Raw genomic sequence first — 13,815 nt, 5'->3', positions numbered from 1 at the left:
CTGTCTCTTCTCAGAGCAACTGCGCGCTCGCGGCCGCCCGGACGAGGACCTGCCCGGAGTTGTCGAACAGACTCGATTCGATGAGCGCGACGCGGCGTCCGGCGCGGACCACCTCGGCCTCGGCGCGGATGTCGGGGCCGTCAGTGGCGGGGGAGCGGACGAAGTCGATGCGCAGGTCCAGGATCCGGTACTGCTGGTCGACGGCGGTGAGCGTCTGTGCGACGAGGCCGTTCACGAGGTCGGCTGCCGTGATCAGGATGCCGCCCTGGATCGAGCCGAGCGGGTTGCTCATCCAGTCCCGCGGCGCGAACGTCGCGGTCAGCGAACCGCGTTCGACGTCCACCAGGCGCAGGTCGAGCATCCCGGCGAGCGGGCCGCGGGCGATCTGCTCGGATGCGAGGCCGTCGACGATGTCGAGACCTGCGCGTCCGGCCAGTTCGTCGGGGGCCGCGCCCGACTCGGACGCCGGTACGGGCAGGCGCTGGCCACTCAGCACGGTGTCGGCGTTGGCGCGCGGTCGTGTGACCAGGACACCGCGCGACTGTAGGACAGCGACCGTGTGGCCGTCACCGTCCTGCATCGCGCCGGACGCAAGACCCATCCCGGCGTCGATGTCGAGGTAGGTGGCGTCGCCGGTCGAGACGACGACGCCGTGGGCCGGCATCGGCGCGGCCAGCGTCGCCGACATCTGCGACAGCACCATGCCGACGCCGGCAGGGATCGAGTTACCCAGCGAACCGCCGGGGCAGGCGTCCGCGAGCACGCCGACGGAGCCGAGGATCGTGTGTCCGCGATGGTCGTGGAATCGGGGGCCGACCTCCTGCGCGAGCACGAGGTGTCCGGGGCGCACCTCCCGGGCCTCCACCCCCATCAGCAGATTGAGACGGTCGAGTCGCTCGGGTGCAGAGCTGGGGGCCTGGGCGTCCGAGGCTGTCGCGGTCATCCGACCTGTGTACCACCACCGCCCGCGGCCAACGAACCGCTATCCCAGTTGCACGCTGGCCCGTGCGGACACGAGCAGTCCACCGTCCGCGCTCGACAGACGCGTCTCGATCAGAGCGAGGCGGCGTCCGGCCCGTACGACCTCGGCCTCCACCACGATCGGTGGCCCGTCGACGGCGGGCGAGCGGACGAGGTCGAGGTGCGCGTCGAGGGTGTGGAACGAGCCACCCGGTTCGGTGAGGGTCTGCGCGACGAGTCCGGCGGCGAGGTCGGCGACCGACAGCAGGACGCCGCCCTGCACGGTGCCGATCTCGTTGCTCATCCATGTCTGCGGCGTCATCAGCGCGGTGACTGCACCCCGGGCCGCCGCGTCGACGCTCAGGTCCACCAGCCCGGCGAGCGGTCCGCGCCGCACGGTCCCGGCCGCGATCGCCTCGACGATCGCCAGACCCGGAAGCGCCGCGAGTTCGTCGTGTGGCGTGGTCGTCTCGGGCTCCGGGACAGCCAGATCCGCGGCCGGTCCGTAGTGCAGTTCGGCCTGAGACGCCCGGGTGACGACGAAGCTCCGGGCCCGTAGAAGTGCGGCGATCCCACCGTCCGGATCATGGACCTCACCGCTCGTGACGCCGGTGCCCGCAGCGAGATCGAGGTGCGTCATCGACGCCGACGCGGTGACGAGACCGGTTCGGGGCAGCGGCGCGGCGGCGGTCACGACGAGTTGTGAGACCACAGTGCGACTGCCCGTCGGCACGCCCGCATAGAACGCCCCGGCGACCGCGTCGTCGGCGACGACGCCGACGGAACCGAGCGTCGTCAGCCCGCGGTGGTCGTGAAACCGCGGGCCGACGGACTGTTCGAAGCGGGCACCCGCCGCATTCATCGCGAGGGTGCGCACACCCATCACGATGTTGAGCGGGTCGATGCCGCGGGGCGCGACCGATACCGAAGTCATACCGTCCTGGCTAGCAGGCCGAGGCGATCCTCCGCGGCGCGGATCTCACCCGCCGAGACGGGCGTGCATCTCCCAGACGAGGATCTCGGCACCGGTCTCGGAGGTGACGGCCTGCCCGCCCGAGGCGCTCAGCCGGACGGCATCCCCCTCGTACAGAATGCCGACGCCCTCCATCTCCGCCGTGCCCTGCGCGACGAACACGTGCACGAACGGCGCCTCGGGGAGACGGACCGACGTGCCCGGCTGCACGCGCGCGGCGTGCAGCGACGCGTACTTGTTCTTGATGCGGATGGCCGCGTGATCGCGGTGCTGCGCCATGCCCGACGCGACCGGAACCAGCCCGCCGGCGAGGAGTTCGGCGTCGATCTCGAGCTGCTCGTAACCGGGAGTGATGCCAGGCTCGTCCGGCACCACCCACATCTGGACGAAGTGAACCGGCTCCTCGTGTTCGTCGCCCCGCAGCTTCCACGAGTCGTTCTTCTCCGAGTGCAGGATGCCGGTGCCCGCGCTCATCCGTTGGGCGAGGCCCGGATAGATGACACCCGAGTGCCCGATCGAGTCCTGGTGCACCAGCGATCCCCGCAGCACCCACGTGACGATCTCCATGTCCTTGTGCGGATGGGTGTCGAAACCCTGGCCCGGCTGGACGATGTCGTCGTTGTTCACCAGCAGCAGGCCGTGGTGGGTGTTGTCGGGGTCGTAGTGCTGGCCGAACGAGAAGGAATGCTTGGAGTCCAGCCACGGGATCCGGGTCTTGAGGCGATCACCCGAGCGGTGGACGTCGACGTGGGGGGTGGTGAGAGCTGGCATGCGGTCCTCCTCGCTGACAGACGCGGTCAGAGTTTGCGCCACGGCGTTCGCGCTGTCGAGTCACCAGGGTACGAAGTGGGACCCGTCGGCGCCGAATCCGTGGTGTCGGTTCGGTCTCGGACTGTTCACGGACGAGTGTCGGACGCCGGGGCGATCACAGTCGGTCGGTCGTTCGACCGATGTGATCGCCTGTCCGGCAAAGGTATTCAGTTGAGGGTTTCGTGGGCTGCCGGGATGGAACCCAGTCGCCCGGCTTCGAAATCCTCGAACGCCTGCAGGACCTCGGCCTTGGTGTTCATGACGAACGGTCCGGCCATCGCGACGGGTTCGCGGATGGGCTGACCGCCGAGGACGAACACCTCGAGCGATTCGGTGCGCGAGTCCTGGGTGTCGGCGGCCGTGATCGTGATCGAGTCGCCGCGGCCGAAGACCGCCGTCTGGCCCGACGAGATCGGCCGACGCTCGGCGCCGACGAAGCCGTCCCCGGCGAGGACGTAGACGAGGGCGTTGAAGTCGCGGTTCCACGGCAGGGTCACACTCGCACCCTGTGCGACGGTCGTGTGGGACAGCGCGATCGGCGTGTATGTCGACCCTGGCCCCTGCTGCCCGGCGATCTCACCGGCGATGACGCGGACGAGGGCACCGCCGTCGGCGCTCGACGCGAGTGCGACCTTGCTGCCGGTGATGTCCTGGTAGCGCGGCGCGGCCATCTTGTTGCTCTTGGGCAGGTTGACCCACAACTGGACGCCGTGGAACAGGCCGCCGCTCATGACGAGATGCTCGGGCGGGGTCTCGATGTGGAGGATGCCGCCACCGGCCGTCATCCACTGCGTGTCGCCGCCGCCGATCGTGCCGCCGCCGCCGTTGGAGTCCTGGTGCTCCATGATCCCGTCGATCATGTAGGTGACGGTTTCGAATCCGCGGTGCGGGTGCCACGGGGTGCCCTTGGGCTCGCCGGGTGCGTAGTTCACCTCGCCCATCTGGTCCATGTGGATGAACGGGTCCAGGCGCGTCATGTCGATCCCGGCGAACGCGCGGCGGACGGGGAAACCCTCGCCCTCGTATCCGACGGGTGCGGTGACGACACCCAGGACCGGGCGGTCGACGGCGGTCGGATCCACGGCTTCGATACGCGGCAGCGCGAGGATGTTGTCGACGGTCACGGCGGGCATTCTGATCTCCTCCGAGCGGTTAGTTGATGTTTCAACTAGTTCACCGTAGCTCAACACCCTGCGAATCCATGTATTCCCGCCCGATCGCGTCCCAGGTCAGCTGTCGGAGTCGTGCCTGCTCGTGAGCAGCCCCAGCCGGGTCGCGGTCAGCAGCGCGTCGGCCCGCGAATGAACGCCCAGCTTGCGGTAGAGGCTGCGGAGCTGGGTCTTGACCGTGTTCTGCGAGACGTACAACTGCGCGGCGATCTCTGCCACCGACGGGGTCGACGCCAACGCCTCGAGCACCGCGGACTCGCGGTCGCTGATTCCGACCATCCGGATCCGCTCGGGGAACACCTCCCGGCCGGCAGGGGGCACCGCCGACAGCCACGCCGCGGGCAGGTCCACCCCCAACCCGACGAGACGGCCGATGCAATTCTCGGACATCGACGCGAAGGGGCGGACCAACCCCGTCTGTTCGAAGAGTGCGACGGCGCGCTTCAGCAGCGCTACGGCCGGTTCGGCATTCGACATGTCGAGATGCGCCACGGACTGCAGTAGCGCCGACTCCATCCGGATCCGCGGGTACGGGCAGTTCGAGACCACCGGCCGGGCGCAGCCGGCGAGGGTGGACGCCGGGTAGCCGCTCGACAGGTCCATCCGGGCCCGCGCGATCGCGGTCCACGGGCCGCGCCCCCGCGCCTTCTCGAGTGCAGTCCACGTGTCGTTGCCGCGGCCGAGTGCCGAGTACAGATCCGCCTCGGTCGCCGCGAGAAGCGGCGCGGCGACCGATCCGGAGGTGAACCACCTGTCGTACACCGCGGTCGCGCGGTGCAGTCGGTCCAGCCCCTGCTCCGCGTTCCCCGTCACGAGGGCGGCCTGGCAGTGCGCATGCGCGGCGAACGCCCACAATTCCTCGTCGTCGGGCAGGTCGCCGAGTTCCGAGAGGGCCTTCGCGGCGCAGGTGACGTCCATCCGATCGAGGGCGACCAGTGCCGACGCGATGAGGCCGCCGACTCGGACCATCGCCGACATTCCCGAGCCTGCGTCGTCGTAGCGACGTTCGCGTTCGAGCCAGGAGTCGGCGTGGGTCAGTTCCCCCGTCAGGGCGTAGCCGAGTGCGAGATTGCCGGCCGCGTTTCGTGCGACGAAGTCGGTCCCGGCCGGGCGGTTGCCGTGGTGAGCACGGCGCAACTCGGTGGACGCCTGCGTGAGATCGCCTCGCAGTTGATGCGTGATGCCCCACTGCAGTCGCAGCAGTGGCAGGAACTCGGTGACCTTGCCGTGTTGTGCCTTGAGTGCCCGATCCGCCAGGGCGGAGAGTTGAGTCGTCATCTCGTCGGCCCGTTCGAAGTCTCCTGCGACCCGCAGGATCAGTGACTGCACGGTGCCCACCGCGAGGGTCTCGGTGACCGCCGCCGCGTCGGTCTCCACGACATCGGTGTCGTACGACGGGACGGTCGGGGCCGCGAAGCCCGCCGAGTCTGCGCCGAATCGCAGGAACAGCTCACGGCCGGCCTTGATCGAGAGGTCGCCCTCGGCGGCCTCCGCCGGGAGCGCAAGCAGCGACTCGCGCACCAGACGGAAGTGCCGCGAGACGAGTTCCACCCAGTTGGACTTGAGGATCGAGACGGTCAGCTCCCAGTCCTGGCCCTCGACGGCGTGGGCGAGCGCGGGGTCGAGGTCACCCCGTTCGAGGAACCAGCGGGCCAGGGCCGCCGACGCGCACAGCGGTCCCTGCGGCGCCTCCAGGCGCAGGTCGCGCATGAGGGATTCGCGGATCGGCTGAGGGAAGCGCCATTCGGTGTCCCTGGGCCACATCGACCGGACCAGCAGGCCCGCGGACTCGAGCGCGCGGACCTGTTGCGGTGCGGTGTCGTCGTCGGTGAGTACCGTGGCGACCTCGTCGGAGACGGTCCGCGCCGCGGAGATCGTCAGCATGAATTGCCTCAGTCCGGCCAGGTCCGGGTCGCTCAGGATCGTCCGTTCCACGTAGCGGTCGATCGACCGCTCGAGGGCCCGCCGGGCCAGCTCGCGACTGTCCTCGTAGTCCGTGCCGAACGGGCGCGCCACCGCGACGGCGGCCTGCACGAGCGGAGGAAAGCCCCCGGTGACGGTCTGCACCGTCTCGAGCAGGTGCGGTGCCAGCTCGATTCCACGGGCCTGCAACACGGCCTGCGACTCGGCGGGTGTGAACAGCAGGTCGGTGGGGGAGATCGTGAGGACGTCGACATCGACGTCGAGCATCGTGGCGTCGTCGAAGACGGCCGTGGAGCGGGTCGTGACGACGACGTGCAGGCGGTGGTCACCCTCGACGAGTCCGAGGATGTGGGACTCCGCGGCGGGATCACCGAGTCGGTCGACGTCGTCGAGCAGCACCACGATCGGGTCGTCGGAATCGGGTACCGCGTCGATACTCCGGGACAGCGTGTGCCAGTAGTCGTCCGGGGATGTGCCCGCGACCGGCGAGTCGTGGTCGATCGCCACCCCGGTGAAGTCGGGCTGCGTCTGGAGCCAGGTCCGCAGGAGTGCGGACTTGCCGGCCGCACGGGGGCCCCGGACCACCGTCAGTGCCGCAGGTTTCGACAACAGCTGGAACAGGCGCGGTCGGTCCAGCAGGAAACGGTCCGCCCGCGGTTGTCGTCCGCCGGCAACGGTCGCCGATCGATCAGCTGCCACAGCACACACTCCCCATGTCGACCGACCCCCGTCGGTGCGATTGGTTCGCCCCCGCTGCGAAACCCTGTGCGTGCACATGGTCACGAATCGTGACCATGTGCACGAACAGCAAATATTGTCACAGGCCTTCGGTGCCCGGGAGGGGAATGCGCGCAGGCCGTCAGACGGTCGTCGATTCCGGTGTCGCGGAACGCCCCGGGGCGTGCGTGGAATCGAGAGACGTGCCCTTGGTCTCCCGCGTGAAGAACGCCGCGACCGCGACGCAGAGGGCCAGCGCCACGACGTACCACGTGAACAGGTCCGCCGCTCCACGCGAGGTCAACCAGGAGTTCAGGTAGGGGGCGGTCCCTCCGAAGACGGCCGCTGCGAGCGACACCGCGATGCCGACACCCGTCGCGCGGGACTTGGTGGCGAACAGTTCGGCGAACCACGCGACCTGGGTGCTCGCCGCGAATGACTGCAGGACGAGTGCCAGTGACATGGCAGTCACGAGGCTCACCGCCGACCCGTCGAGCATTCCCGAGAGAGGGAAGGCCAGCAGTGCGACGCCGACACCCCACACCATGTTGTTCACTCGCCGCCCGACTCGGTCCGCGAGCATTGCTGCGAGCGGGAGAGCGGCGATGAACACCAGGTTCGCGGCCACGCCCGACCACATCGCGAGGCGGTCGTCCACGCCGTGGAAGCTGATGGCGTAGGCAGGTGCATTGACCGACCACGTGTAGGAGAACACCGACGTGCCGCCCACGAGGATCGCGACCCGCAGGATCGACCCACGCTGGGCCCAGACGTCGCGCAGGGCGGTCTTCACCGGTGACTCCGATGTGGGTTCGGCCGAAGACGCACCTTCGAACGTCTCGGATTCCTCGAGCCCGCGGCGGAGGTAGAGCGCGAAGAAGCCGAGCAGTCCGCCGATGAGGAAGGGGATGCGCCAGCCCCAGTCGGACATGGTCGCGGAGTCGACGCCGGTTCGCATGATGGCCCCGAGGAGCGTGGCGAGGACGGTGCCACCAACTGTCGACATGATCACCGTGCTGCCCCAGAGCGCGCGATTGTCCGGTCGCGCGACCTCGGCGATGTAGGTGTACGAGCCGCCCTGTTCGCCGCCGTGAGCCAGCCCTTGGAGGCAGCGCACCACGAGTAGCCACACCGACGCGAAGGCGCCGACCTGGCCGTAGGTCGGGGCGATCGCGATGAGCACGCTGGATGCCGCAACGAGCGACATCGTCAGCACCATCACGAACTTTCGGCCGCGACGATCGGCGACGAGTCCGAAGAACAGCCCGCCCAGCGGTCGCATGACGAAGCCGACGGCGAAGACCGCCATTGTGGAGAGGAGGTTCGACACCTCGTTGTCGGAGTGGAAGAACTGGTTGGAGAAGTACACCGCGAAGATCGCGAAGACGGTCCAGTCGAACCACTCCAGGGCGTTGCCCATGTTGACCGCGAGGATCATCCGGGCTTTGCCCCGGACGGTGGAGCGGGGGAGGGGTGAGGGGGTAATGGTCATGAGGTTCTCCTTCGGAGACTGCCCGTGAGGGAGGGGAGCTAGCTCTCGAAACGGTGGAGATCGGGGGCGGCGTTCGGCCACAGCGGATTCCGCTCGATCAGCGAGCTCGAATCGAGAAGCCATGGTGATCCAGGACACGCCGAATGTCAATCGCTCGATTGGCTCCCAATCAAGTGATTGGGCGAGTAATGTCCGCTACGCGGTGCCAACGAAGGCACCCGACCCCGCGACGGGAGGCGAGATGGTGGGCGTGTCACGAACTGTCGGATTCACCAGGATGGACGACGCTACGGTCTCCGAAATGGAGCTGATCCGGGACGAGGCGGCCGCGCATCGGCGCGATCACTGGCTCGAAACCGTTGTGCAGCTCCTGGAGTCGATGAGGGGCTACACCTTCGGCTACCGCGTGGACCGATATGAGCACTCGCTGCAGTCGGCCACGCGCGCACACCGTGAGGGTGCGAGCATCGACCTCGTGGTGGCTGCGCTGCTCCACGACATCGGAGACGACCTGTGCCCCGACAATCACAGCGAGGTAGCCGCCGCGATTCTTCGCCCCGTCCTCGACGACGAAGCCGTCTGGGTCGTCAAGCATCATGGTGTCTTCCAGACGTACCACTACGGCGACAAGCTCGGTCTGCCGACGGACAGCCGTGATCGGTACCGGGATTCGCCCTACTTCGAGACCTGCGCTCACTTCTGCGCGGCGTGGGATCAGGAGTCGTTCGACCCGGGCTATGACTCGGAACCGCTCGAGTTCTTCATGCCGATGCTCGAAGAAGTGTTCTCGCGGCCGCCGAAGGTGTGGGGCGATCCGGATCTGGCACGGCACGAAGGATGAGCGGTCCGCGACGGAGCGGCCGGCGCGAGGAGATCGTCGCCTGTGCCGCTCGTTTGTTCTCGTCGCGCGGGGTCGGCGCGACGACCGTGCGCGACATCGCCGACGAGGTAGGTCTGCATTCGGGCAGCCTGTATCACTACTTCAGTTCGAAGGACGAGCTCGTCGCGGAAATCCTCGCCGCCTTCCTCGACGATCTGACATGCAGCTATGCGGCCGAGATCCGCCGGTTCGTGGCCGCGCCCGAACAACTGCGCGACCTGATCCACGTCTCGCTGCGGGTCGCGGTGCGGCACCCGCACGCGTCGGAGATCTACGACAAGGAATTCGCCTCCTTGCCGTCCGTGCCCGGGTACGAGCACATCGCTGCGCGTGTCCGTGAGGCGCAGGACGTGTGGGCCCGAATTCTCGCGAAGGGTGTCGCCGAGAGGCAGTTCCGGCCCGACTTCGCGTCGGTGCAGTTGCAGAGGTTGCTGCGAGAGATCGTATGGACTGCCACGCGATGGCACCGTGATTCGCTGGACGACGACTACCTCATGCTGTCGACGACGCTGGTAGGCCTGTTCGTCGACGGCATCACGGCCAGATCGGCCGGATCGCCTGCTCCGCCGGTGGTAGCGCCACCGGCCCCGCTCCGACGGGAGGCCGCGGGACGCGATCTCGCACAGTTGCGGAGCGAAGTTCATGCTCTGCGTGGTGTGGTGGACGAGTTGCGTCGGGCGTCCGCCTGAGTGCACGCCCCCCGGAACATCATCTGTTCGAAAGGTTCTCGGTTCGATGAAGCTCGGAATGTTCCTCGATATGCGCAACCCGGCGCCATGGCGCCGGCCGTGGGCGGACCACTATCGGCAGACGCTCGACCGCGTCGCGTGGGCCGAGAAGCTGGGCGCCGACTCGGTCTGGATGACCGAGCACCACTTCTTCGACGACGGCTATCTCCCGCAGCCGTTGACACTCGCAGCCTCGATAGCCGCACGGACCGAACGGATCCGCATCGGCACCGCGATTCTCCTCGCACCGCACCGGCATCCGATCCACATCGCGGAGGAGGCCGCGCTGGTGGACCTGATCTCGAACGGACGTCTCGAGCTGGGCCTCGGAGCGGGCTGGTCGACGGACGAGTTCGAGGCGTTCGGCTCCGACTACGGCAAGCGCTACACGGCGACGGACTCGGTGTTCGACACCGTGCGGAGCCTCCTGTCCGATGGGGGAGTTACTCCGGGGCCGGTGCAGACACCGGTTCCCATGTGGCTCGGCTACCAGGGGCCGAAGGGCGCGATGCGGGCCGGCCGTCTCGGCGCGGGTCTGCTCACGCTCGATCCGAATTTGATGGCGCCCTACCGAGCCGGTCTCGAGGAAGGTGGCCACGGCACGGATGCCGCTCGCACCGGCGGGGTTCTGGACATCATCGTTGCCGACGACCCGGAATCTACCGTGCGACGTTTGATACCCCACCTTGCCCATCAGCAGGCGACGTATCGACGGCAGCGCGGAAGTGAATGCAGTGCAGAAGATCTCGAGGTCGAGTTGACGGCCGCGTTCGACACCGGCGGGTCGGTGCCCGGGCTCACCGTGGCGACGCCGTCGGCTGCTGCTGCCGAGATTCGCCGACGCACCGCCGATATGCCTGTCGAACACGTCTATCTGTGGGCCAGTCTCGGCGGGATGCCCGACGACATCGTCGATCGGCACCTCGAGTTGCTCTTCACCGTGGTGCGGTCCGAACTCGCGGGAGATGCATGAGGGCGGCCCCATCTTGCCCAGCGGGACGAGAACTTGCGCGCGTACACCTTTCTTTCTATACAAAGATAATGAAGACTGACGGGATCGTCGCGGTAGCGGCGACCGCGACGAGTGGAAAGGGTTCTTGTCATGACGATCGATGCGTCGAGTGAACGACAAGTGAGTTTCACGCGGATGGACGAATCGACTTCGGACGACATCGCGCTCATCGTGGCGGAGTCGAAGATTCACCTCAATGATCGGCTGCCCGACACGATGATCGACATGCTCGAGGCGTTGCGGGGTCCCACCCTCGGGTATCAAGTCGACCGCTACGAGCACTCTCTCCAGACAGCGACGCGTGCGCTCCGTGAAGGTGCGAGAACCGATCTCGTGATCGCGGCGCTGATGCACGACATCGGTGACGCCATCGCGCCGGCGAATCACTCCGAACTCGCCGCCGCGATCGTTGCGCCCTATCTGGATGCCGAGTCGACCTGGGTTGTCAAGCACCACGGCGTGTTCCAGGGATACCACTACTGGGATCGGCTGGGTCTGGATCCGGACACGCGTGAGCGCTACCGGGACAGTCCGTACTTCGATACGTGTGCGCACTTCTGCGCAGAGTGGGATCAGGTGTCGTTCGACCCGAGTTACGACACGCTGCCGATCGAGACCTTCGTTCCGCTGCTGCGCGAGGTGTTCACGCGGCCGGCCAGTGGTTTCGGCTCCGACTGAGTCGACGCCGCTGCAGGGCAGAGGTTTCGAGGAAGCGCTCGTCCCGTTCGGGACGAGCGCTTCCTCGTTCTCGGGGGATCCGGTCGATTCTCATCTTTCGATGAGACGGGGGCTTACATTGCTATCTTTTGTAAGTTAGAGTTTCGGCAGATTGCCGATGTGGCCGGTGCTCGCCGCGACCCGCCCAGGCGTTCGCCCGGACTTTCCACCCGACTGTGTAGATGGCGCAGTCGGATTCAACGAACCCGAACAATCGAGGAGTGTGCACGATGGCCAATCTCGACGACCTGATTCACAACACCGACTTCACGACCAACGTCAAGGGCAAGGTCACGTTCCTGCCCGAACCCGAAAAGGCCCACCGGCCCTTCCCGTTCATCTCGGTCGACGATCACATCGTCGAGCCGAAGGACACCTTCGAGGGGCGGCTACCCGCCAAGTTCGCGGACCGGGCGCCCAAGGTCATCCACCGCGACGGCGCCGACATCTGGGTGTACGACGGCAAGGAAATTCCGAACGTCGGGTTCAATGCGGTTGTCGGACGTCCGGTCGACGAGTGGGGCTTCGATCCGCAGCGTTTCGAGGACATGCGCCGGGGATCGTGGGACATTCACCACCGCGTCAAGGACATGAACCTGTCGGGTGTGTATGCGTCCCTGAACTTCCCGTCCTTCCTGCCCGGTTTCGCCGGTCAGCGTCTGCAGCTGAGCACGAAGGACCAGGAACTGGCGCTCGCTGCGACGCGCGCCTACAACGACTGGCACCTCGAGGACTGGGCGGGCCCGTACCCGGATCGCATCATCCCGTGCCAGATCCCGTACTTCCTCGACCCGGAGATCGGCGCACAGGAGATCTACCGCAACGCCGAGCGGGGCTTCAAGGCCGTGACCTTCTCGGAGGGCCCGCACGCCCTCGGTCTGCCGTCGGTCCATTCGGGCCACTGGGACCCGATCATGCGCGCGTGCGAGGAGACCGAGACCGTCATCAACCTGCACATCGGTTCGTCGAGCACGTCACCCAGCACCTCCGACGACGCGCCGCCGGACGTCGCCGGCACGCTGTTCTTCGGGTACGCGATGTTCGCAACCGTCGACTGGTTGTTCTCGAAGATCCCGGTGCGCTTCCCGAACATCAAGATCGTGATGTCCGAGGGCGGAATCGGCTGGGTTCCTGCGCTTCTCGACCGGCTCGACCACATGACGACGTACTCGTCGATGTACGGCACGTGGGACGGCATCGACATCTCCCCGGCGGACGTGCTCAAGCGGAACTTCTGGTTCTGCGCCGTCGAGGATCCGTCGACGATGGTGCTGCGCGACCGTATCGGCATCGATCACATCCTCCTCGAGGAGGACTACCCGCACAGCGACAGCCTGTGGCCGCGCACGATGGAGGTCGTGAACGAGTCCATGAAGGGACTCTCGGCTGACGAGCTGCGCAAGATCACATGGGAGAACGCCTCCAAGCTCTACCGGCATCCGGTGCCGCAGAGCGTGATCGACGACCCGAACAGCTTCTGACCGGGCCCCCCGCGCGCGTCAGCCGAAGAAGAGGCGATCTCGTGCGACGGCCGGATCCAGCGGCACGTGAGGGCGGTCGGGATCGTGTGGATACGTCTGGACGTCCCGTAGGTGCCGCGCGGCGATGACCCGCGCCGACGCGGCATCGCCGTCCTCGATGCACTGCAGGATCTGACCGTGAACGGCGAGGGCCTGGGCCCGCTCCGTCGGCGGAATCGCGTCGGGGTCGGCACGCTCGTTCGCCCACCCCGTGACGTGGCTCGACCACAGGGACTCGAGGGCGCCTGCGAGCACGATCAGCGACCGGTTTCCGCACAGTTGGACGACGGCCTCGTGGAAGCGGCGCGACAGCGTGGTCGCGGCGACGAGATCGTCGATCTCGGCGAGGGACTGTTGGTGCAGGGCGCGCAGGACGGGAACCACCTCGGTGGCGCGGTCCGAGCGTTCGGCGCACAGTGCGGCGCACATGGGTTCGACCTCGTGGAGGGCGCGGCCCACGTCGTCGATGTCGGTGCCCGACATCGCGAGGACCATCGAGAGGCTGTACGCGACGTTGCCGGGGGTGGGGCGGTGGACCACCGCGCCACCCCGGTTGCCGCGGCGGACGCGGACCAGGCCCTCGGCCTCGAGGATGCGCAGGGCCTCGCGCAGGGACTGGACGTTGACCGGGTACTGCTCTCGCAGCTCCGCCTCCTTGGGCAGGAGGTCGCCCTCGGAGAGGTCGCCGCGGAGGATGCGTTCGCGTATCTGATCGGCCACCATCTCGGCCAGCCTGCGCCAGCGGAGACTGCTCGGATCGACAGCACGGGGCTTCCTGTCCGGTCCCTGGTCGGGCACCGCGTCACTTCCTTCCGGTCGCCGACGGCTTCTCCGACACGGGATCCGTCACCTTAGTTCTGAATGTTAGCGAAGTCAGTACCCGCGGGGGCGCGTCGTCCCCGGACAAGGAGAAA

General features: G+C 67.4%; 12 protein-coding genes. 5 read left to right on the top strand and 7 right to left on the bottom strand.

Translation table 11 applies throughout. From position 1 onward, the window contains the following. Positions 1-10: 10 nt before the first annotated feature. From C8K36_RS17730 to C8K36_RS17705, 6 genes are all read right to left on the bottom strand, one after another. Positions 11-943, bottom strand: a complete 933-nt coding sequence (locus C8K36_RS17730) for a PaaI family thioesterase (RefSeq protein WP_107985842.1) — start codon at positions 941-943, stop codon at positions 11-13. 39 nt (positions 944-982) lie between these two features. Further along, positions 983-1,894 (bottom strand): PaaI family thioesterase, encoded by a 912-nt coding sequence (locus C8K36_RS17725; RefSeq protein ID WP_258195476.1) that lies wholly within the window; start codon positions 1,892-1,894, stop codon positions 983-985. A gap of 45 nt (positions 1,895-1,939) precedes the next feature. Further along, complete coding sequence (locus C8K36_RS17720) at positions 1,940-2,704, bottom strand: pirin family protein (protein WP_107986042.1); 765 nt, start codon at positions 2,702-2,704, stop codon at positions 1,940-1,942. A gap of 206 nt (positions 2,705-2,910) precedes the next feature. Next, a complete protein-coding gene (locus C8K36_RS17715) occupies positions 2,911-3,876 on the bottom strand; it encodes a pirin family protein (RefSeq protein WP_107985841.1) in 966 nt (321 codons plus the stop codon). Between the two features lie 96 nt (positions 3,877-3,972). After that, a complete protein-coding gene (locus tag C8K36_RS17710) occupies positions 3,973-6,534 on the bottom strand; it encodes a LuxR C-terminal-related transcriptional regulator (RefSeq protein WP_107985840.1) in 2,562 nt (853 codons plus the stop codon). A 160-nt stretch (positions 6,535-6,694) separates the two neighbouring features. After that, the gene (locus tag C8K36_RS17705; RefSeq protein ID WP_258195475.1) at positions 6,695-8,044 is read right to left on the bottom strand and encodes an MFS transporter; all 1,350 of its coding nucleotides are present in this window, start codon (positions 8,042-8,044) and stop codon (positions 6,695-6,697) included. 301 nt (positions 8,045-8,345) lie between these two features. Between C8K36_RS17705 and C8K36_RS17700 the strand changes: the two genes are divergently transcribed. From C8K36_RS17700 to C8K36_RS17680, 5 genes are all read left to right on the top strand, one after another. Continuing rightward, positions 8,346-8,885: an HD domain-containing protein gene (locus C8K36_RS17700; protein ID WP_258195474.1), complete on the top strand. Its 540-nt coding sequence runs from the start codon at positions 8,346-8,348 to the stop codon at positions 8,883-8,885. Further along, entirely contained in the window at positions 8,882-9,613 is a 732-nt protein-coding gene (locus C8K36_RS17695) for a TetR/AcrR family transcriptional regulator (protein WP_107985838.1), read from the top strand. The genes C8K36_RS17700 and C8K36_RS17695 overlap by 4 nt, the downstream gene beginning before the upstream one ends. A 46-nt stretch (positions 9,614-9,659) precedes the next feature. Beyond that, complete coding sequence (locus C8K36_RS17690; protein ID WP_107985837.1) at positions 9,660-10,625, top strand: LLM class flavin-dependent oxidoreductase; 966 nt, start codon at positions 9,660-9,662, stop codon at positions 10,623-10,625. Positions 10,626-10,799: 174 nt separating this feature from the next. Further along, on the top strand, positions 10,800-11,342 hold the full coding sequence (locus C8K36_RS17685) for an HD domain-containing protein (protein WP_258195473.1): 543 nt from the start codon (positions 10,800-10,802) through the stop codon (positions 11,340-11,342). A gap of 269 nt (positions 11,343-11,611) precedes the next feature. Further along, a complete protein-coding gene (locus C8K36_RS17680) occupies positions 11,612-12,862 on the top strand; it encodes an amidohydrolase family protein (protein WP_107985835.1) in 1,251 nt (416 codons plus the stop codon). Between the two features lie 18 nt (positions 12,863-12,880). On the opposite strand, the gene C8K36_RS17675 is transcribed toward C8K36_RS17680, so the two are convergent. After that, positions 12,881-13,699, bottom strand: a complete 819-nt coding sequence (locus C8K36_RS17675; protein ID WP_107985834.1) for a FadR/GntR family transcriptional regulator — start codon at positions 13,697-13,699, stop codon at positions 12,881-12,883. Positions 13,700-13,815: the final 116 nt, after the last annotated feature.

Origin of the sequence: Rhodococcus sp. OK519 (assembly GCF_003051005.1) — a bacterium.
In the GTDB taxonomy this organism is placed as follows: domain Bacteria; phylum Actinomycetota; class Actinomycetes; order Mycobacteriales; family Mycobacteriaceae; genus Prescottella.
This window is presented reverse-complemented; position numbering and strand designations above follow the sequence as displayed.